Genomic DNA, 20,662 nt, shown 5'->3' with positions numbered 1-20,662 from the left:
TTAAAGATTAAAGATTAAAGATTAAAGATTAATAACCATTTCAGTTATTATCCAAATTGAAACTAGCGCTAGACAAGTTGCAAAAAAAACAGCTTGGAATTTTTCACTTCTACCAGAATTCATTTTTCTTAAAATATGGGAACCGAATGCGACCCAGAGCATGTGCGAAGATACGTTTAATATACATAACCATAAAGATAATGTGAGTATGTTTGATGAGGACTGTTCTGATGATGAAAATAGAGAAAACATTAGTATCAGCATGATTAACCCCTTTGGGTTAAGTAGCTGAATTATAACGCCATTTAAGAATGTAAAGTTAGCATTGGAAGCGCTTTCTGAATTGTTGTTTTGTTTTACCTTAGGCGAAATAAATCGGTACGATAAATAGAGTAAATATATTGCGCCTAATATTTGAACTGTATTGAAAAGGGTGGTGTTACTTTGAATTACGGCCCCAAATCCAAACCCAATGAGCAGAGAGTAAAAAACAAAAACAATATCGATTCCTGCTATTAAAGGTAAAGATCGTCTAAATCCCATTGATGCACCCGAAGCCGCAAACACAACATTTGCAGGGCCAGGACTTATGACTAAAGGGAACATGACAGTAAACCATGCTATGAATAATTCAATGTTTGACATTTTCACTCCTTGAAAAATGTAACTTATTTGTTTGGTAGTAGAGTAACTATTTATTGTTTCAACTTTATTTATCTTTGTTTATTAATTGTTCTGGCTTACTAAGTAATTATTAATGACGAACAAAGTACAATACTTAAGTATTTTGTTCAATTGAATATTAGGGGGTTAAAATGTAAGTCTTTATTTTTTGATGAATTAAATTCATCTCTCTCATGCGAACTTTTAATTATATATGTAGATTGTAGTTCTTTAGTTGTAAGGGGGAGGAGTTTAATTAGTTATTAAGTTTATATCGTTAGCCACGACTTATTTTTAATCTTGAGTGGGTTAATCCCATTGCTGGAGTATATAGAATAAGTGCAATAGATTTAAGAATAAGTCCTTCATTATCTAATACTTCATCAGAGGCATAACCCCAGAACTTCTTACGCATACGCTCGGCCTAGACCCTACGTCTATGTGGGGCTTATGTTACTTTGGTTTATAAAGTGCAGGCTCCTGTTTAATTAACTCACTATCAGAGAGGCAAGTGCTGGAAAATTTCCCCGCTTATTCATCGAATAAGCGGGGAATTTCAGTTAGGGCTATTATTTTCGCTCGCTATTAAGGTGAAGGTTAGTGATTAGCACTTGCCAGGTTGGTGTCTAACTTATCATTGCGACTTTCACGCTGGTTGGCTTTAGCGATAAAGAACACACCAATAATTGGCACTATAATGGCCGCGTAAGGGATCATGCCCGCACCTAAGTGGCTATCGAGTACCATTCCTCCTAGGAAACCACCAAATGCATTGGCTAAGTTAAATGCCGATATATTGGCAGTTGCCGCTAGTTCTTGACCTTCACCACCATGGTTCATCACCCGAAGCTGCATCGCGGGGACGTTTGCAAATGACGCGATACCGAATACAAAGAGGGCAACAATAAGTAGAATCGGATTATCAATTACCAGACCGACAATAATCAATGAGACAATCATTGCAATAGCCCAGAACATAGAGGCTTTTCTTAGATCCTTGTCTGACGAGCGTCCACCAAGCGTGTTACCAATGATGAGACCAAGCCCGACAATAACTAAAATCCAAGTGACGGCATCTTCGCTATAGCCTGTAATATGGGTTGCTATTGGTGCTATGTATCCATATAACGCCATGAAACCTGACCAGGCTAATGCAGTGATTGCTAGGCTGATAAGCAGCATTGGGTTTTTGAATGCCTTTAGCTGAGCCTTAATATTTTTTGCTTCCCCATGCCCAGTCGACTTGATAGATATTAAAATTGAAATCATAGCGATGGCACCAAAAGCGGCCACAATAAAGAAGGTGTTGTGCCAGCCAAACTTTAAGCTAATCCAAGTGCCAGCGGGAACCCCAAGTACATTGGCAAGTGTTAAACCTGCAAACATTTGACCAACGGCGCGACCCGCCATTTTCTCCGACACTAGGTTTGTCGCTACAACAGCACCAATCCCATAAAAAGGTCCTTGAACTAATCCGGCAATAACGCGACTTAAGAGTAGCAAGTTGTAAGTCGGTGCTAATGCGGACATTATATTGCCGACAATGAATAAAGCCATGAGCCCAATGAGCACCCATTTTTTATTAAAGCGGGCTAGATAGATGGTTAAGATAGGGCCACCAATCACAATGGCTAGCGCGTATGCGCTAATTAAGTATCCTGCTTGGCCTTCTGTAATCGATAGTGATGTGGCTATTTGCGGAAGAATACCCGCAATAACAAATTCAGCGGTGCCAATAGCGAAGGCTGCGAGTGTGAGTATCCATACCTGAAACGGCATCTTTGCTTTGTTCATGATTAATCACCTTGGTTAACGTTAAGATTTGCTCGGCATGGCTTGGCACACCTGGTAGGTTGATGTGCTAATTGACGAGTGCGCCGCCATCGACATCGATGATCGAACCCGTCATATAGGGGTTGGATATTGCCATGACATAAGCCATCGCAATATCTTCAGCCGACCCCGCGATACCTGCGGGTAAATTGCGTTTAGCATTTTCGTACATGGCGTTACGTGAGCTAGCATCCATATTTTTGTATGCTGAGGTCATGGTTAAGCCTGGACTAATCGCATTGACTCTAATCGGCGCAAGCTCTTTAGCTAGCACTTTTGTCACGGCCTCTAGCGCGGCATTGATAGCGGTTTTTACGTAAGTATTAGCAACGATTTTGCGCGACAGCATGCCAGTGGTCAGGGTGATTGTTCCTTTGGGAGTCATGTATCTTGCCGCATGTTTAGTCACATTGATGGCCCCCCAAAACTTAATATCAAAGGCGTGTTTTGCTTCTTCAATGGTGACATCCGCTACTTTTCCAGCAGGAGCATATGAACCCGCTGTAACGACTAAGTGTTCAAAAGGGCCTATGGACTCAAAGTACTGATGTACAGCTGTCTCGTCACTGATGTCTAATCCCGTCATGCGGCTGGCAACATGGATAATGGTATTGTCATTATTGACATGTTTTGCCACTGCTTCACCGATACCTGATGTACCACCAATGATCACGTAAGTTGTCTTTTTCTGATTTAGGTTCTGGTTCATAATTGGTTCCTTGCTGTTGCTCTTGATAACAGTTGCTATTATATTTGTTCGGTAAGATTTGATAATTGATGCAAATACGAAGTCATTATTCGTATGAGGTGAATAATGGGAGGGGGCGTGGATAAGTTTTCTGATATGGAAATGTTTGTCAGCATTGTGAAACATCAAGGATTAGCTGCTGCTGGGCGCGAACTTGGTCTTTCCCCTGCCACAATGACGGCAAGGTTGCAGGCACTTGAACAAAGGTATGCGGTGAAGTTACTTAATCGCAGTACCAGACACCTATCACTGACAGATTCTGGAGCGCTTTACCACAAAGCCTGTATTGAGATTTTAGATAACGTCAATGAAACAGAAGACCTGATTCAAAATGGTGTTAAAGAGGTGAAAGGCTCACTAAAAATCGCGGCGCCAAAGGATGTCGGTAAACAATATATTCTTCCAATAGTGTCTGAGTTTTGTAAGCTATATCCTGATGTTGTGCCTTATTTATATTTGAACGACAATGTCTCTAATATTGCCGAGTCGGGTATGGATATTGTTATTCGTTATGGTGAGCTTGCTGATAGTAACTTGATCTCGCGGCGATTGTCGGCTAGCAGACGGGTGCTATGCGCCTCACCTGCATATTTGAAGCAATATGGCACACCATTAACCCCACAGGATTTAGTGCATCATCATTGCCTAGCAATGCTTCGTAGTAACGAGGAGTTAAAGACCTGGCACTTTCAAGATCAAGATAAAAGAAATGCAATCACGGTTGTCCCTAAGCGTTTTTCTGATGATGGAGAAGTCATTCGATGCTGGGCTTTAGAAGGGGCTGGCATTGCGCTTAAATCCGTTTTAGACATTCAGGATGATATTGATAATCTACGACTTGTTACAGTGCTCAATGGTTATATGAAAAATTTCAATGCATCGACTTCAGTATCGAGTGCCGACTTAAACGTGGTGTACATTAGTAAACAGTATCAACCGAAACGAATTCGATTATTCTTAGATTTTATGATCGATAAGTTCCGCTATTCGTCAAATTATTAGGATTTAATATCACTCGATATTATGTTCATTATTGAGCTAGCAGAGGCAATCAAATAATAGGAACGACTAGATTACTCTGGATCATAGTCAAGTAGTGGTACTAATCACCTCTGTGTATCCTCAATATTCATTTCTTTACGCGCTGCCTAAAGTTACAACTAGTCCCCGTTGGAAGTAGCCGAAGGGCGTCGCAGGCTTTTATAAACTAAAGTCGCGTAAGATCCACATGGCCGTTAACATACATCCATGTATTCCACGGCATTCAGGCATCCTGCCTATCAGATGTGGGGCTAGTTTTCGGGGGGCTTGGGTGAATGGGAACGTAGTTTCCTATTAATGAGCGCGGGGCAGGGATAGCCGAGCTGGCTGGAATTATAAGGATATAATTCGGATCATAGGAAACGTTAGCTATTTTCAAGTAAGCATGAGGAAGACAACTTCGCGGGCGTCATGGTACTTTGGTTTACAGAGAATCAAGGGCGAAGGTTGCGACAGTAACCTCTCTGAGCGAGAGGTATGGATACCGAACTGGCTGTTATTGATAGGACGATCAGTCCTCCTTGCCCTACTTTTCATTGCGAGAAGGGAATAGAATTCCACAACGTTAATCCAAACGAAGTTTGGAAAGGTAAAAGCTGGGCCCCGGCTCAGAAGCGCTACCGGGGTGACAACTCTAAAGAGTAAACATGATCACTTAGGAGCACTCCCTACTCAGGATCGTAATCCAAAACAGGAGCGAGCCATCGCTCAGTTTCAGCCAGACTTATGCCCTTACGCTGCGCATAATCCTCGACCTGATCTTTGCCGATATTGGTCACGCCAAAATAGCGAGACTTAGGATGGGCGAAATACCAACCTGATACTGCCGCCGTTGGGAACATGGCGTAGCTTTCGGTGATATTCAGACCAATGGTCTCATCAGGCTTTAATAGATCCCAAAGCAGCCCTTTCTCTGTGTGGTCTGGGCAAGCTGGATAACCAGGTGCCGGACGTATGCCTTTGTACTTTTCACGGATAAGCGCTTCGTTATCTAACACTTCATCACTGGCATAACCCCAGAACTCCTTACGCACACGTTCGTGCATACGCTCGGCGAAGGCTTCGGCCAATCGGTCGGCCAAACATTTGAGCATGATGGCGCTGTAGTCATCGTGATCGGCCTCGAAGCGTGCAATGTGCTCGTCGATGCCATGACCAGCTGTGACGGCAAAACCTCCCATGTAATCGGCCACGCCACTGTTCTTGGGCGCGACAAAGTCTGCTAAGCAGAAGTTGTCATTGCCGACACGCTCTATCTGCATTCGCAGGTGATGGGTAGTCATCTCAAGCTCAGTACGGGACTCATCTGTGTACAGTTCGATATCATCATGGTTAACGGTATTGGCAGGGAAGAGACCGATAACCGCTTTGGCGGTGAGCCACTTCTCATCGATGATTTTCTTCAGCATAGCCTTACCATCGGCGAACAATTTAGTCGCCTCTTCGCCGACTACTTTATCGGTTAAGATTTTAGGGAAATGTCCATGTAACTCCCAACTGCGGAAGAAGGGCGTCCAGTCGATACGCTCGACTAAGTCTTCCAATGGGTAGTCATCGAATACCTGACGGCCTAGCTGATTGGGCACAAATGGGGTGTAGTTCTCCCAGTCGTGCTTGCAGCGGTTCTCTCGGGCTGCTTCGATAGAAGTAATAATCTTACGTTTGGTTTGCGACAGGCGCTTCTCGCGCATCACATCATATTCTTGATAAGCTTCATCTATCGTAGCTTGCCTTGTGGCGTTATTAATCAGCTTTGACACCATAGGCACGGCGCGGGAGGCGTCGGCGATATAGATGGCACCTGTCGGCGAGTGAGGGGCAATTTTCACCGCGGTGTGAATTTTCGAGCAAGTCGCGCCGCCGATAATAGATGGAATGGTTAAACCTGCCTTATGGAAGCTTTTAACGTTATGCACCATCTCATCCAGACTCGGGGTGATAAGCCCAGACATGCCTATTATGTCGACATTTTCGGCTATGGCCACTTCGATGATTTTCTCCACCGGTACCATGACTCCAAGATCGATAACATCATAGCCGTTACAGGCCAGCACCACGCCGACGATGTTCTTGCCGATATCGTGTACGTCACCTTTTACTGTGACCATTAAAATCTTGCCGTTTGACTGACCCGGAGTCTTTTCGAGTTCGATATAAGGGTTCAGATAAGCCACGGCTTTTTTCATCACACGGGCAGACTTAACGACCTGAGGCAGGAACATCTTGCCCGAGCCAAATAGGTCGCCAACCACATTCATGCCGTCCATCAAGGCGCCTTCAATCACATCCAGGGGACGGCTTGCTGCCGCTCGCGCCTCCTCTGTGTCTTCGTCGATATAATCTGTGATGCCTTTAACCAAGGCGTGAGCCAGACGTTTATTGACCTCCCAGCTGCGCCATTCTAGATCTTCTTTTTTGGCAGTTTGACTGCCGTCACCGCGGAATTTTTCCGCCACTTCTAATAACAGCTCGGTGTTATTGGTTGCATCGCCATTCTTATCGACAGCGGTGCAAGGGAAATTCCCTACTATGGCCTCGACGCTTTTCTTTAGCTCTGGGTCGATATCGTCATAGATGGCTAATTGACCAGCGTTGACGATACCCATGTCCATGCCAGCCTGAATCGCGTGATAAAGGAACACAGCATGAATGGCCTCTCGCACCGGGTTGTTACCACGGAAAGAGAAGGAAACATTAGATACACCGCCCGAGATCATGGCGTGGGGCAAGGTGCGTTTTATCTCGCGGGTGGCCTCGATAAAGTCGACGGCATAATTGTCGTGCTCTTCGATACCTGTGGCGATGGCGAAAATATTGGGATCGAAGATAATATCTTCCGGCGGGAAGCCTACCTTATCCACCAATACCCGATAAGCGCGGGTACAGATCTCTATCTTGCGTGCCTTAGTATCGGCCTGCCCCTGTTCATCAAACGCCATGATGATGGCTGCGGCGCCGTAACGCTTAACTAAAGTGGCCTGCTGGATAAACTTCTCTTCTCCCTCTTTAAGCGAGATGGAGTTAACGATACCTTTACCCTGAATACACTTGAGACCGGCTTCGATCACTTCCCATTTAGAGGAGTCGATCATAATCGGCACACGAGATATGTCGGGCTCGGAGGCGATAAGGTTGAGGAACTTGTGCATGATCTCGACGCCGTCGAGCATACCCTCATCCATGTTGATATCGATGATCTGCGCGCCGTTTTCTACTTGATCACGGGCTACCGATAGCGCTTCTTCGAATTCACCTGTCTTGATAAGGCGCAGAAACTTGGCCGAACCTGTGACGTTGGTACGCTCACCTACGTTAAGAAACAGCGAGTTCTCATCAATCGTCAGCGGCTCAAGACCAGACAGGCGACAGGCCACCGGGATGTCCGGTAGCGGACGGGCAGGGTATTTGATTACGGCTTCGCGGATGACACGGATATGATCCGGCGTGGTACCACAACAGCCACCGATTATATTAAGGAAGCCTTCCTCGGCCCACTCACCGATAATATCGGCCATCTGCTTGGGGGTCTCATCATAGCCACCAAACTCATTGGGCAGGCCCGCATTTGGATGAGCCGAGACGAAACACTCGGAAATTTTAGATAGCTCTTCCACATAAGGGCGCAGCTCTTTAGGCCCCAGGGCGCAGTTAAGGCCAATAGATAGCGGCTTAACATGACGTAGTGAGTTGTAGAAGGCTTCGGTGGTTTGCCCGGTCAGGGTGCGGCCAGATGCATCGGTAATGGTACCGGATATCATGATAGGCAAGCGTGCACCCAGATCATCATAAACAGTCTCGACGGCAAACAGGGCGGCCTTGGCGTTTAAGGTATCGAAAATGGTTTCTACCATGATGATATCGGCACCGCCCTCAATCAGGGCATTGATAGACTCGACATAAGCCTCGACCAGCTCATCGAATGTGACATTTCGGTATCCAGGGTCGTTCACGTCCGGGCTAATAGAACAGGTGCGGTTAGTTGGGCCGAGTACACCGGCTACATAACAGCTGCGACCAGTCTCTTGCTCAACTTCATCGGCAGCAGCGCGGGCGAGTCGGGCCCCCTCAAGGTTTATCTGAGCCGAGAACGCCTGCATGTCGTAGTCAGCCATGGCGATGGGCGTCGCGTTGAAGGTGTTGGTCTCGATAATATCGGCGCCAGCCAGCAGGTATTGTTTATGAATACCCTTGATAGCTTCGGCTTGGGTGAGCACCAACATGTCGTTGTTGCCTTTTACATCTTTATGCCAGTCTTTGAACTGTTCGCCGCGAAAATCTTCCTCTTCTAACTTAAGGTCCTGGATCATGGTGCCCATGGCGCCATCGAGAATGAGGATCCCTTGTTCGAGTTGTCGGGTCAATTTTAAGGTGAGCTGTTGACCTTTCTCTTTAGTTAATTTCTGGGTACTGAGGGTGACACTGGCCATAAATTCTACCTGCCTTAATAGATCTGCGCTGCATCTCTATTGAAACCACTGCGTGGTGTCGTTTGGATGTTTATACGTATAGACGTCTATACTAAACCAGACACGTATCTGTGTCGAGTCGCCATATTGTGTATTCTATCGCCTTGTATATTGACTTATTTGTGAATGATTTTTCCACTCTTTTAAGGTCTGAACTATGCTTTAAACAGGCTCTTTACAGGAGAAGTGTGGTGTGGAGGAAAAATAATAATCAAGCAGCCTTCAGACTGTTGGCCCTAATAATGTGGTTTTTTATTGTCTCATGGCCAGCCGCCAGCAACATTGTATTCAGCCTATCTAGCATGTTGCTGAGCATCACACTGATTTGGCTGTCTTTAATTTTATTTTTATATGCTTTGACTAAGTAGGTTAGTCGATGATGTGTAGACATGTATTGGAGCCTCAATCAAATCTCCTACCTCTCGTTAAGTTGGTAAAGCCTGTGCTTTGTGGTCTAACCCCTTCAATTATCCAAGATAAAGGGGTTTATGTAAAAGCCAAGGTAGTGACATGATTAGTGCGATGAGTCTGCTGTTGATCATATTGGCTTATGTGGGCTTGCTGTATGTGATTGCTGCTCCTGAGACGAGTGCTGAATCCGGTAGTGACTCGTGTACTGCTCTCACTTTCAAAGTCGAGGTGGCAGTATGATTAGCGCTACGAGTCTGCTGCTGATCATTTTGGCTTATGTGGGCTTGCTGTATGTGATTGCCGTTCCTGCGACGAGTGCTGAATGCGGTAGTGACTCGTGTACTGCTCTCACTTTCAAAGTCGAGGTGGCAGTATGATTAGTGCGACGAGTCTGCTGTTGATCATATTGGCTTATGTGGGCTTGCTGTATGTGATTGCCGTTCCTGCGACGAGTGCTGAATGCGGTAGTGACTCGTGTACTGCTCTCACTTTCAAAGTCGAGGTGGCAGTATGATTAGTGCGACGAGTCTGCTGTTGATCATATTGGCTTATGTGGGCTTGCTGTATGTGATTGCTGCCTGGGCCGAATCCGGTAGCGAGAGAGCACAAAAACTCACCACCAGTGCCGCAGTTTATGCTCTGTCCTTAGCCATATATTGTACTAGCTGGACCTTCTTTGGCAGTGTCGGTATCGCCACTCGATCCAGTATATTGATGCTATCTATTTACCTGGGGCCGACCTTGTTGATGATAGTTATCTGGCCCTTGATGCAACGTATCTTGCTGATTAAGCAGATCTACAGGGTGACCAGTATCGCCGATTTTCTCTCGGCCAGATTTAATCGTAGTGTGTCGCTGGCTGGGCTCGCCGCGTTAGTTGCCATGATCGGAATAGTGCCTTATTTAGCCCTGCAACTTAAGGCGATAAATACGTCTATCGACTTGCTTTTGGGTTTGCAAGTCGAGGCTAAACTCTCCATCGCTTGGCTGGTTTGGCTGGGTGTCGCCCTGTTTACCATAGTGTTCGGTATCCGTCATCTGGATCCAACCGAGCGACACCCTGGCATGATGTTGGCTTTGGCGGTCGAAGGCCTTGTTAAGCTAGCGGCCATGTTGACCGTCGGGGTATTTATCTGTTTCGTGATGTTCGACTCTCCCCTAGATATCTTTGCTCAATTGGAGCAGAAGATGCCTGAGGCTGCGGCTAAGATGTCGTCGAAGCCCGCATTTGTCACTTGGTTTAGTTACCTCATATTAGCCGGAACAGCCTTTATGTTATTGCCGCGCCAGTTTCATGTGATGGTGGTGGAGAATCCGGATCCTAATCATGTCAAAAAAGTGCAGTGGTGGCTGCCTATCTATCTAATCCTGATGACCCTGTTTGTCACCCCGATTGCGGCGGCAGGCTTGCTGCTGCTAGGACCTGAAACTGCAGACAGTTATATGTTGTCTATTCCTATGTTAGCCGGGCAAGAACTATTGACCATATTCGTGTTCATCGGTGGTTTTTCTGCTTCTATGGCTATGCTCATGGTGTCGGGAATGACCTTATCGACCATGTTCAGTAACCACTTGGTTTTGCCTCTCATTCAGTGGTTTAGGCCGGACAGCCGCTTGAAGAAGTATTTGCTGCAATCTCGCTGGTTGGCTGTTTTTATCGTGCTGGGGGCTGGGCAGATGTTTTACCTTTACTTGGGCGAGTCCTACATGTTGGTGAACATGGGCATGATCTCATTCTGCGCCGTGTTGCAGTTTCTGCCCTTGGTTATTGCCGGTTTATATTGGCCTCAAGTCACATCAAAGGGGGCATTTGCCGGTCTGTGTGCAGGCTTTGGTATCTGGGCCTATTGTCTGCTTTTACCTGCGATTATGAAGAGTGGCTGGATCAATGCGGATATTTTGTTAACGGGTCCCTTCGGAATTGGTTGGCTACATCCTGAGCATCTATTGGGAACCGAGATGCATAAGGTCAGCCATGGGGCTTTCTGGTCCATGGCTGCGAACATTTCGGCGCTGGTATTAGGCAGTCTGTACTCTAAGATGTCTGGGGAGGAGAAGCGTTATAATGCGGAGTTTATGGATGTGATGGCCGAGCGTGTGGCAGAAGATGAAGCCATTATGGATACCTTACCCAGAGATATTGAAATTGAGCCCAAGCTTAAATTACTCAAGGGCATATTCAGTCAGTATCTGACTCCTGAATACGCCGAGACAAAAATGGCAGCTTGTCTGATTGAAGCTGAGCTCGGTGAGGCTCATATTATCAATGTACAGGAGCTGGCGAACCTGGAGCGAACCACAGAGAGGCAGTTGAGTGGTATCACCGGAGCGGCTGTGGCTCATATGGTGGTGACTCAATCTAACCTTTATTCCGAACAAGAGATCCGCACCTTAGAGCGCTATTACGGTCAGTTACTGGCACAGTTAAAAATAAGTCCGGCTCAGTTAAGGCAGCAACTTAACTATTCTAAAGAGAAAGAGTTGTTAGCTAAACGATACTCAGAGCAGATGGAGGGCATAGTTGATGACAGAACACGCGAGCTACAAGAGACCTTAGATAAACTAAAGAGCGCTCAGGCTCATCTGGTTGAAACCGAAAAGCAAGCATCGCTTGGCAAAATGGTGGCCGGTATAGCCCATGAGATCAATACGCCAATCGGTGTCTGTGTGACTGCGGCATCGCATTTACATGATGAGGTTATCGCACTGAAGAAGATGTTCGGTACTGGTGACCTGAGTGAAGAGGAGTTTAAAAGTTTCATGCAAACCTGCACCGAGGCGATGGACATTATTCTCAAGAACAATGCCAGGGCATCTAAATTGATTCAGAGCTTTAAACGGGTCGCAGTAGATCAATCCAGTGAGCAGGTTAGAGATTTCGGGCTTAAAGAGTATCTTGAGGAGATCTTAATGTCGCTGCGCCCTGCATTAAAGAAAGTACCCCATAAAATACAGGTAATATGTCCGGATAAACTCAGCTGTAATACTTTTCCTGGTGTTCTATCTCAAGTGGTCACTAACCTGATAATGAATAGTTTGCTACATGCATTTAAGCCTGAACAGATAGGTGTTGTGACCATAGAGGTATCTGCCAGTGAGGGGAAAATACTCATGAATTACAGCGACGATGGTGTAGGTTTAGATGAAGATGGCGAGAAGAACCTATTCGATCCTTTTTACACCACTAAGCGTAATCAGGGGGGCAGTGGGCTGGGAACCCATCTGGTGTATAACTTAGTGACCCAGAAACTCAAGGGTGGAGTCGATGTCAAAACATCCCTAGGCAATGGACTCTGTTACCATATTCAATTCCCGCAAAATATTGAAAATTAGACTTCTTTCTAGGAACGAGATACTAGAAATTAGAATCTCGATGCTAGGAAGCAAAAGCAGCAAATAGAACTTAGACACGGGAAATCAGTAAAGGAGCCAATATGCCTAACGAGAATCAATTATTTTGAAAAATACTGATAACAAAAGCTGCATTGAGAGTAAGGCTGAGTGCACTACTGTCTTTTATCTTCTCCGTCATGGCGAATGCGAAGGTGGAGAGATACTCAGGGGGCATACAGATGTAGCTGTGAGTCAGACGGGACGTACATCGATGACCGCCGCTATCGATCGCCTCGTTGAGCGTCACGATGTGGAGTTCGATCAATTATTCTCATCCCCCCTGCGTCGCTGCAGTGAGTTTTCACTCAATCTCTATCTGAAAAATGGGGTGCCATTAAAACTGGAGGAAGGGTTAAAGGAGATTAACTTTGGTGATTGGGATGGCGAGACCTTAGAAAGCCTGTATCAGCACTCTTCTCAGATGATAGAAAGCTATTGGAAGAATCCTTGGGCTGTTACGCCGCCTAATGGGGAGAGCATGCTTGAGTTTGAATTCAGGGTTGATGCCCTATGGCAATCAATTTTGCAGCAATATTCTGGGCAAACACTACTCTTGATCACCCATGCCGGGGTGATGAGACACTTGATGGCCAATGCCCTTGGCGTGTGTGGGGTGGCCGGTTTTTATACTCAACTGTCATTGGCTTATGCATCTGTGGTTAAGATATCTGTGTTTACCTCTTCACAAGGGCATTTCACTAAGCTGCATTGGGGCAATGACTAATCGTTTTTACTCAGTCTCAATGGCTTATCTTTGGCTCTATGAGCATAATCATTGAGATCACTCACTGGTACGGTTTGCCAACACGGGTAAAATCGGCATAATAGCGGCCATTAGAGCTTGTTATGACATTCCTTTTTACAGAAATGCTGTTAGCAAGTTCGCAAAATGAGGTGTTGAGAGTGAATCTAGGTGTTTAACTTTTATTAGACTACTTGGTGGCTAACTCAAACTTAAAAGGGAATTGGGACGATAGCTCGTCGCTTATGTAGTAGCTTTAATTTATTGCTTTAGTTTATAGCATTAGCATTAGCATATCGATTGCCCAAACTGTGCCCGCAACTGTGAGTGATTTTAAAGAAGCTCCTAGGCCTAGAGCCAAAGAACTAGACCTTTCTTTAAAGCACCAGTCAGGATACCTGCCTCATTTTGTCGCGATAATACTCGAGCGGGTAACTCGGGGGGGCCATAGATGTCATCAATTTCAGGCTTAACCTCACAGAGCACACCTGACCTTGCCTTGGATGTAAGCGATCTATGCTGGCAGGTCGAGTCACGCTCAATTTTGTCGCAGATCAATTTTTCCATAAAGCGCGGTGAGATGCTTGGCATTATCGGCCCAAACGGTGCAGGAAAGTCGACTTTACTTCGTTGCATCTATCGATATATCAAGCCTGACAGTGGCCAAATTCGGCTGTTTGGCCAAGAGATCACTCATCTTTCCTCTAAAGCCTTCGCCAGGGAAGTCGCTGTAGTGCTGCAGGACACTCCTCATCACTTCGAGTTGACCACAGCGCAGCTGGTGGCTATCGGTTTGACGCCCCATAAGGGGCCGTTCGAATTCACTAACTCTGCCGATCGGGTCTTGGTATCCGATGCTCTGGAAAAAGTCGGCTTAACTCACAAGTCTAAGCAGAGCTATGAGCATCTCTCTGGGGGAGAAAAGCAAAGAGCCTTGATAGCTCGCGCCATAGTGCAACAACCTAAATTGCTTATCCTCGATGAGCCGACCAATCATTTAGATATTCGTTATCAGATCCAGATTATGGAGCTGCTGCGCTCAATCGGCATCACTGTGATCACCTCTATTCATGATCTTAATCTCGCTAGCGCCATGTGTGACAGGTTACTTCTGCTGGAAGAAGGAAAGTGTATTAGCTACGGTTCGCCAAAAGAGGTGCTGACAGAACATGCGATAGGCGAAGTCTTCGGTGTCTGTTCTCATGTCACGTTCCATCCTCAACATGGTAATCCACAGATCTGTTATTACTATGGTTACGAGAAAAGTTACGCCAAGGGTTACGAGCCAGGCCATGAAAATAGTCATGAGAAGAGCCGTGAACAGAGTCAGGGTAATAAAAGTAGCACAGCTTATCTGGAGGGCGGAGCTCATGACTAGAAGTATTAAGCTCCCGGGTGCTATAGAAATGCCGGAAACAGGTTCAATTGCAATGAAAACCAGAGAAATGAAAACCGGTGAAGTCGACTTGGTGAGGCATGAGCTATTTGCTCATAAGTGGATTTTATTTTCTCTGAGTTTATTATCTCTGCTGAGTCTGATGTTCGCCGCTAGCTTTGGTGCCGCAAACATCTCCTTTATGGACACCTTAGATGTAGTCTTACATCAGGCATTTGGGATTGGCGATGTCCCAAGCATTACCGAGCGCATAGTGATGGAGCTGAGATTTCCGCGAGTCATATTGGCATTTATTGCCGGAGCCGGCCTTTCTATCGCTGGTAGTGTTCTGCAAACTGTCACGCGTAATCCATTGGCTGACCCTTACTTGTTCGGTATCTCTTCTGGGGCATCTTTTGGCGCGGTTATTGTGCTGACGCTCTTTACTGGCTCAGGACTTTTTGCTAGCTCAGGGCTGTTTGCCAGTTCTGGCTTTTTTGAAAGGTTTAGCTGGATGACATTGCCACTAGGTGCTTTCATTGGGGCCGGTTTGTCGGTAGCTATGGTACTGGCTTTGTGTGGACGACATATGAGTAGCCAGATAGAGCGCATGTTGCTGTCGGGCGTGGCGATATCCTTTATGTTCGGTGCGCTAACCAGCTTGTTACTCTACTTCTCCGATCCTCAGGCGGCCGCATCTGTGTTGTTTTGGAGCCTGGGAAGTTTCTCGAAAGCCAGCTGGAGCGGATTAATTGCGCCTTTAATTATCGTAACCGGCTGTACCCTTGTCATCTTGCTGTTTAAGAGGCAGATAATGGCCATGCGAGCCGGTGATGAAACTGCTCATACTCTAGGTATAAATGTGAGCCGTTTACGGCTGCAGATGTTGCTACTCTGCTCAATCATTACCGCGATTCTTGTCGCCAATTGTGGTGGTATCGGTTTTATCGGTTTAATGGTGCCTCATACCGTGAGAATGCTGTTTCCCGGTCAGTTTCCGCTCATCACTACGGCCTTAGTCGGTGGACTGTTTATGGTGTGGATAGATGTCTTAGCACGGACCATGTTGAGTCATCAAGAACTCCCCGTTGGCATAATTACAGCTGTGATAGGCAGCATCTTCTTCCTGTTTATCTTGGGAAGTAGGAAATAAAACTCTTTGTGTAGGAGCGGCTTTAGCCGCGAAGGTTTCAAGCTACAAGCTACAAGCTACGAGCTACGAGCTACGAGCTACGAGCTACGAGCTATAACTCGACGCTGTCTTAGTTTTATATAGAAAAACAAAAATAAACAGGGTGTAAATAATGTTTGATATTAGTCCGGTGAGTCATGAGTTCGATGAAGAAATCCAGCAGAAGATCGACAATAAGACCAAACCCCTAGGTGCTCTGGGTGAACTGGAAAATCTTGCCATGCAGTTGGCTCAAATTTTAGATAAAGATAAGCCTGAAATCATCAAGCCTAAATTACTGGTTTTTGCTGCCGATCACGGCATAGCTGCATCCGGGGTGTCGATAGCCCCCAGCGATGTGACCACTCAGATGGTAATGAACTTCATCAAAGGTGGCGCCGCAATCAATGTCTTCTGTCGCCAGGTAGGTTTAGAGTTAGAAGTAATAGACTGTGGGATATTACAACCACTCGAAGGTGTTGAGGGCATTATCGATCAGAGATTAGGTGCGGGAACAAACCCAATTCACAAACAGCCAGCTATGACCATAGGTGCGGTCAAGCAAGGCTTCGAGATGGCCCGTGAGCGAATCGAATATCATCACCAGCAGGGGACAAATTTAATTGCCTTAGGCGAGATGGGTATAGGTAATACTTCATCGGCGGCGGCAATCATGGCTAGCATCATGAATATGGAGGGGGGGGAGTGTGTCGGTCGGGGCACAGGTATAGATGCCGCCACCCTCAAGAGAAAGCAGCTCTTGGTTGAGCAAGCCCTGCGTCTGCATAGGCCTGAATTGACTAGCCCTATGAATATTCTGGCTTGTTTAGGTGGCTTTGAGATCGTACAGATGACAGGTGCCATGTTAGCCGCCGCAGAAAGAAAAATGCTAATTGTGGTCGATGGTTTCATCGCTACTGCGGCTGCCATGGTTGCGGTGCAGATCAATGAAAATGTGCGTGACTATATGATCTTCGGTCATCAGTCCGATGAACGCGGTCATTGCATGATGATGTCCCATCTTCAGGCTCGGCCTTTACTTAAGTTAGGCATGAGGTTGGGAGAAGGGACTGGTGCAGCCCTATCATTAACGATGATCCAGGCCGCTGCTGGTTTTTATAATGAGATGGCCAGCTTCAGCGATGCAGGAATAGAGATTTAAAAACAAGGTTTCAGTTTCTAGGAGTCTTAGTTTTAAGCTACAGGCTACAGGCTACAGGCTACAGGCTACAGGCTACAGGCTATGAGTTATGCGCTATAACTCGAAACTTTCTTAGCTCTGTCTTGGGACTGACAGCTTAAAGCTTTCTTAGCTTTTTGAGGTTTCTTTAAAGGATTATTTATGGATGTGTTACGCAGAGAACTGACGCTGTTTTTTATTGCTATGGGCTTCTTTACCCGTATCCCTATGCCAGTTTGGGTCAAGGTTGATGCCGATAATCTTAATAAGGCCAGTAGGTACTTCGGTTTGATTGGGATACTCGTGGGGGCTATGTCGGCATTGGTCTATAAGCTCAGTCTTCATGTTCTGCCAACTTCCATCAGCATCATTTTAGCTATGATAGTGGGTGTCGTCGTGACAGGGGCCTTTCATGAAGACGGCCTGGTCGATACCGCCGATGGTTTTGGTGGTGGTTGGGGGGTTGCCGATAAACTGAAAATAATGAAAGACTCCTGCATAGGTACCTATGGTGCGGTAACCTTATTGTTGTCCATGATATTAAAGTACATGTTGCTGTTAGAACTGGCGCTATATGATCCTGAATTTGTCATTGTTGCGCTGATTTTAGGTCACTGTCTTAGCCGGGTATTGGCCGCAAGTATTATCTACACCGATACTTATGTTAGCGAAGGAGAGGGCAGCAAGAGCAAGCCATTGGCTCAAAACCAAACTGCTAATGAGCTGATCATATTACTGGTTACAGCTGTACTGGCTTTATGGCTTAGTGGCCTGGGGTCAGCCATACTGATAGCAGCAAGTTTATTCCTGCTCCGCTGGATATTAGTGACACTTTTTCGAAGGCAGATAGGTGGATATACCGGCGACACATTAGGGGCTGCTCAACAAGTCTCTGAGCTGGTATTTTATATGCTCTTATTAGGCAGCCTGGCATGATAAAGCTGAATTTTATCTGGTCTGCTCTAAGCGTTTTTATATGCGCGGTTATGGGAGCTAAAAGCATCTCAGGAGGTATAACATGATACATCTGGTACTCGGTGGGGCCCGCAGTGGTAAGACGGGTTATGCCGCTATGGCGGCAAAGACATGCAGCGAAAATGGTTATCAGTGCGTCTATATTGCGACGGCTCAGGCCTTAGATGATGAGATGACTGACAGAATTACTCGCCATAAAGCTGACCGAGAGGCTGATAGTCTGGATTGGGTAACCGTCGAGACTCCGTTAAATCTGGTGGAAACCCTGAGTGAATATGCCAGGAAGGATAGGGTACTCATGGTCGACTGTTTGACACTCTGGTTGACTAATCATTTGATGCTCGAAGACTCTCCGACGGTATTTACCGATTGCGATCGCAAGTGGAGCGCCGAGAAGCAAGCTTTACTCTCGGCATTAACCGAATTACCCGGTGAGATTTATCTAGTCAGCAATGAAGTCGGTTGCGGCATAGTACCTCTTGGCGAGATTAATCGCCGCTTTGTCGATGAAGCGGGCTGGCTGCATCAGGATATTGCAGCGATTGCGGATACTGTGACTAAAGTAATAGCTGGAATCCCCATGAGATTGAAGGGGTAGAAGCTAAGGAAGCTTAAGTAAGTGCTATGAAAGCTATAAGCATTAAGCTTAAAAAGAAAGATTGAAGACTCAAGAATGTGTAATAAAGCTATATGCTTTAAGAGTAGAGCTTGAAGGCTCTCTTCATTCGTCATTCCGGCATGCTTGTGGCCGGAATCGAATCTGTTAGCCAGTAGATTAAGATAAAGCAAGCAAGGTTAGAGGCTAAGAAGGCTAGTATCCTTCATGCTTCTCAGTATTCATTGCTTCTAAAAACCTTAAAGTCTGTGACTTCATACGAAATATAAAGAATAAGATGAACTCTAATAACATTATTGATCCAAAGATGGGCGCAGCCCGTGTGCTTATGGTGCAGGGAACCACTTCCGATGCGGGTAAGAGCACCTTAGTCGCTGGCCTGTGTCGCTTATTCTCTCGCCAGGGCAGGCGTGTAGCTCCCTTTAAACCACAGAATATGGCACTCAATAGCGCGGTAACAGCCGATGGTGGTGAGATTGGCCGTGCCCAGGCGCTACAGGCGGTGGCCTGTGGTTTGCCCTTGCATACAGACTTCAATCCTATCTTGCTTAAACCCAGCTCAGATACTGGCGCTCAGGTGATAGTCCAGGGGCAGGCGTTGGATCTGATGGAGGCTAAGACCTTCTTCGGCTTGTATAAAGAGCAAGATGATGGAAGTGGGGATGAGCACCAGCAAGGTTATCGAGTTAAAGCCATGTCAGCCGTGTTAGATTCGTTTTCACGTTTAACCGATACCTATGAGCTGGTGATGGTTGAAGGGGCGGGGAGTCCGGCAGAGATTAACTTGAGGGAAGGTGATATTGCCAACATGGGTTTTGCCGAAGCGGTAGATTGTCCCGTTATCATCATTGCCGATATCGATAAAGGTGGCGTATTTGCACATTTGGTGGGCACCTTAGCGTTATTATCTGATACCGAGCAGGCCAGAATTAAAGGCTTCGTCATTAACCGTTTTCGAGGCGATATAGCCCTGCTGCAATCGGGGCTAGACTGGCTAGAAGCCTACACCAGTAAGCCCGTTCTCGGCGTGCTCCCCTATCTGCATGATCTGCACCTGGACGCCGAGGATGCGCTGACACCGGCGCCAAGTAAGTCGGCTCAGACTCGAATCAAGGTCTTGGTACTCGTCTTCCCGCGGATCAGCAATCACACTGATTTCGATCCTCTGCGGCTCAATCCTCATGTTGAATTTAATTATGTATCACTGCAGACCCAAGCAGAGAGTCAATCTGAGTTTGGTGTGCTGCCACAAGCGGATCTCATCATATTGCCCGGCAGTAAAAACGTCCGTGCAGATCTGGAGTTTCTACGGCAACAAGGTTGGGATACTGGTATCAAGAAGCACCTAAGATACGGCGGTAAGTTGCTGGGGATCTGTGGAGGTTATCAGATGCTAGGCCTGCTTATTGATGATCCCACTGGCGTCGAAGGTGAGGCTGGAGAGACCGAAGGACTCGAGTTATTGTCTCTGGTTACAGAGCTAAATCCCAACAAAGTCTTACGTCAGGTGACAGGTGAACTTTCGTTACTCGGTGAGCTGGCTCAGGTGAAAGGTTATGAGATCCATTGTGGTCAATCTCTGATACTCAAGACACAAATCGATAGCCAAGTTCAGCCTTTGAACATCTCTCCAACGGATTCAAAAGCCGAAGGTGAGTCAGTTACTGACTCGTTCGGTGACGGTATGCTCTCAGAAGATGGTCAAGTGTTAGGGACATACCTGCACGGCTTGTTCGACTCACCGGATGCCTGTGCCTTGTTACTTAAGTGGGCCGGTATGTCGGATGTGGAACCCGTCGACATAGATGCAATTCGTGATCAGCAGTTGAATCGATTTGCCGATCAATTGGAACAAGATTTAGACATGGAAAAGATAGAGCAGATCTTAGGGAGCTAAGAATTAGAACCTAGGAGTCATAAGTGGTAAGTAAGAGCTTTAAAACTCGAAACTTTTTAGTCTTATTTTGAGCCCGAGACTCGAAGCTGCTTTATCTCTGCCTTGAACTTATAGCTTACAGCTTTCTTGGCTTGCTCCTGAGCTTAAAACT

17 protein-coding genes and 1 riboswitch are annotated in these 20,662 nt (G+C 46.3%); of the genes, 12 read left to right on the top strand and 5 right to left on the bottom strand.

The window, feature by feature from the left end; genetic code table 11:
- Positions 1-21: 21 nt before the first annotated feature.
- The 4 genes from sps_RS23605 to sps_RS23595 all read right to left on the bottom strand — a co-directional run bounded on the left by sps_RS23605 (position 22) and on the right by sps_RS23595 (position 3,205).
- Entirely contained in the window at positions 22-645 is a 624-nt protein-coding gene (locus sps_RS23605; RefSeq protein WP_218919613.1) for a LysE family translocator, read from the bottom strand.
- Positions 646-940: 295 nt separating this feature from the next.
- Positions 941-1,078, bottom strand: coding sequence for a hypothetical protein (locus tag sps_RS28610; protein WP_169915900.1), 138 nt, complete (start codon positions 1,076-1,078; stop codon positions 941-943).
- Positions 1,079-1,260: 182 nt separating this feature from the next.
- Complete coding sequence (locus sps_RS23600) at positions 1,261-2,457, bottom strand: MFS transporter (RefSeq protein ID WP_077754752.1); 1,197 nt, start codon at positions 2,455-2,457, stop codon at positions 1,261-1,263.
- Between the two features lie 67 nt (positions 2,458-2,524).
- The gene (locus sps_RS23595; RefSeq protein ID WP_077754751.1) at positions 2,525-3,205 is read right to left on the bottom strand and encodes an SDR family oxidoreductase; all 681 of its coding nucleotides are present in this window, start codon (positions 3,203-3,205) and stop codon (positions 2,525-2,527) included.
- A 117-nt stretch (positions 3,206-3,322) separates the two neighbouring features.
- Here sps_RS23595 and sps_RS23590 point away from each other — a divergent pair, with 117 nt between their 5' ends.
- Positions 3,323-4,246, top strand: a complete 924-nt coding sequence (locus tag sps_RS23590) for a LysR family transcriptional regulator (RefSeq protein ID WP_077755836.1) — start codon at positions 3,323-3,325, stop codon at positions 4,244-4,246.
- 707 nt (positions 4,247-4,953) lie between these two features.
- Here the strand turns inward: sps_RS23590 and metH are convergent.
- On the bottom strand, positions 4,954-8,712 hold the full coding sequence (gene metH, locus sps_RS23585) for a methionine synthase (protein ID WP_077754750.1): 3,759 nt from the start codon (positions 8,710-8,712) through the stop codon (positions 4,954-4,956).
- A 549-nt stretch (positions 8,713-9,261) separates the two neighbouring features.
- On the opposite strand from metH, the gene sps_RS28605 reads away from it, so the two are divergent.
- The 11 genes from sps_RS28605 to sps_RS23540 all read left to right on the top strand — a co-directional run bounded on the left by sps_RS28605 (position 9,262) and on the right by sps_RS23540 (position 20,511).
- Positions 9,262-9,402, top strand: a complete 141-nt coding sequence (locus sps_RS28605; RefSeq protein ID WP_169915899.1) for a hypothetical protein — start codon at positions 9,262-9,264, stop codon at positions 9,400-9,402.
- A complete protein-coding gene (locus sps_RS28600) occupies positions 9,399-9,539 on the top strand; it encodes a hypothetical protein (RefSeq protein ID WP_169915897.1) in 141 nt (46 codons plus the stop codon). The genes sps_RS28605 and sps_RS28600 overlap by 4 nt, the downstream gene beginning before the upstream one ends.
- A complete protein-coding gene (locus sps_RS28595; protein ID WP_169915897.1) occupies positions 9,536-9,676 on the top strand; it encodes a hypothetical protein in 141 nt (46 codons plus the stop codon). The genes sps_RS28600 and sps_RS28595 overlap by 4 nt, the downstream gene beginning before the upstream one ends.
- Entirely contained in the window at positions 9,673-12,495 is a 2,823-nt protein-coding gene (locus sps_RS23575; protein WP_077754748.1) for a sodium:solute symporter family transporter, read from the top strand. The genes sps_RS28595 and sps_RS23575 overlap by 4 nt, the downstream gene beginning before the upstream one ends.
- A gap of 124 nt (positions 12,496-12,619) precedes the next feature.
- The gene (locus sps_RS23570; protein WP_237157928.1) at positions 12,620-13,279 is read left to right on the top strand and encodes a histidine phosphatase family protein; all 660 of its coding nucleotides are present in this window, start codon (positions 12,620-12,622) and stop codon (positions 13,277-13,279) included.
- Between the two features lie 196 nt (positions 13,280-13,475).
- Positions 13,476-13,717: riboswitch (cobalamin riboswitch) on the top strand.
- A 31-nt stretch (positions 13,718-13,748) separates the two neighbouring features.
- Entirely contained in the window at positions 13,749-14,675 is a 927-nt protein-coding gene (locus tag sps_RS23565; protein ID WP_077754747.1) for an ABC transporter ATP-binding protein, read from the top strand.
- Between the two features lie 67 nt (positions 14,676-14,742).
- The gene (locus sps_RS23560) at positions 14,743-15,825 is read left to right on the top strand and encodes a FecCD family ABC transporter permease (RefSeq protein WP_077755834.1); all 1,083 of its coding nucleotides are present in this window, start codon (positions 14,743-14,745) and stop codon (positions 15,823-15,825) included.
- 151 nt (positions 15,826-15,976) lie between these two features.
- Entirely contained in the window at positions 15,977-17,005 is a 1,029-nt protein-coding gene (gene cobT, locus sps_RS23555) for a nicotinate-nucleotide--dimethylbenzimidazole phosphoribosyltransferase (protein ID WP_077754746.1), read from the top strand.
- A gap of 180 nt (positions 17,006-17,185) precedes the next feature.
- Positions 17,186-17,959: an adenosylcobinamide-GDP ribazoletransferase gene (locus tag sps_RS23550; protein ID WP_077754745.1), complete on the top strand. Its 774-nt coding sequence runs from the start codon at positions 17,186-17,188 to the stop codon at positions 17,957-17,959.
- A gap of 82 nt (positions 17,960-18,041) precedes the next feature.
- Positions 18,042-18,596: a bifunctional adenosylcobinamide kinase/adenosylcobinamide-phosphate guanylyltransferase gene (gene cobU / locus sps_RS23545; protein WP_077754744.1), complete on the top strand. Its 555-nt coding sequence runs from the start codon at positions 18,042-18,044 to the stop codon at positions 18,594-18,596.
- Positions 18,597-18,891: 295 nt separating this feature from the next.
- Positions 18,892-20,511, top strand: coding sequence for a cobyric acid synthase (locus sps_RS23540; RefSeq protein WP_077754743.1), 1,620 nt, complete (start codon positions 18,892-18,894; stop codon positions 20,509-20,511).
- Positions 20,512-20,662 lie beyond the last annotated feature (151 nt).

Origin of the sequence: Shewanella psychrophila (genome assembly GCF_002005305.1) — a bacterium.
Taxonomy (GTDB): Bacteria; Pseudomonadota; Gammaproteobacteria; order Enterobacterales; family Shewanellaceae; genus Shewanella; species Shewanella psychrophila.
This window is presented reverse-complemented; position numbering and strand designations above follow the sequence as displayed.

Coding starts and splice junctions, on each gene's coding strand:
- sps_RS23605 (WP_218919613.1), bottom strand. CDS start 645: ATGTCAAACATTGAATTATTCATAGCATGGTTTACTGTCATGTTCCCT.
- sps_RS28610 (WP_169915900.1), bottom strand. CDS start 1,078: ATGCGTAAGAAGTTCTGGGGTTATGCCTCTGATGAAGTATTAGATAAT.
- sps_RS23600 (WP_077754752.1), bottom strand. CDS start 2,457: ATGAACAAAGCAAAGATGCCGTTTCAGGTATGGATACTCACACTCGCA.
- sps_RS23595 (WP_077754751.1), bottom strand. CDS start 3,205: ATGAACCAGAACCTAAATCAGAAAAAGACAACTTACGTGATCATTGGT.
- metH (WP_077754750.1), bottom strand. CDS start 8,712: ATGGCCAGTGTCACCCTCAGTACCCAGAAATTAACTAAAGAGAAAGGT.
- sps_RS28605 (WP_169915899.1), top strand. CDS start 9,262: ATGATTAGTGCGATGAGTCTGCTGTTGATCATATTGGCTTATGTGGGC.
- sps_RS28600 (WP_169915897.1), top strand. CDS start 9,399: ATGATTAGCGCTACGAGTCTGCTGCTGATCATTTTGGCTTATGTGGGC.
- sps_RS28595 (WP_169915897.1), top strand. CDS start 9,536: ATGATTAGTGCGACGAGTCTGCTGTTGATCATATTGGCTTATGTGGGC.
- sps_RS23575 (WP_077754748.1), top strand. CDS start 9,673: ATGATTAGTGCGACGAGTCTGCTGTTGATCATATTGGCTTATGTGGGC.
- sps_RS23565 (WP_077754747.1), top strand. CDS start 13,749: ATGTCATCAATTTCAGGCTTAACCTCACAGAGCACACCTGACCTTGCC.
- sps_RS23560 (WP_077755834.1), top strand. CDS start 14,743: ATGAAAACCGGTGAAGTCGACTTGGTGAGGCATGAGCTATTTGCTCAT.
- cobT (WP_077754746.1), top strand. CDS start 15,977: ATGTTTGATATTAGTCCGGTGAGTCATGAGTTCGATGAAGAAATCCAG.
- sps_RS23550 (WP_077754745.1), top strand. CDS start 17,186: ATGGATGTGTTACGCAGAGAACTGACGCTGTTTTTTATTGCTATGGGC.
- cobU (WP_077754744.1), top strand. CDS start 18,042: ATGATACATCTGGTACTCGGTGGGGCCCGCAGTGGTAAGACGGGTTAT.
- sps_RS23540 (WP_077754743.1), top strand. CDS start 18,892: ATGAACTCTAATAACATTATTGATCCAAAGATGGGCGCAGCCCGTGTG.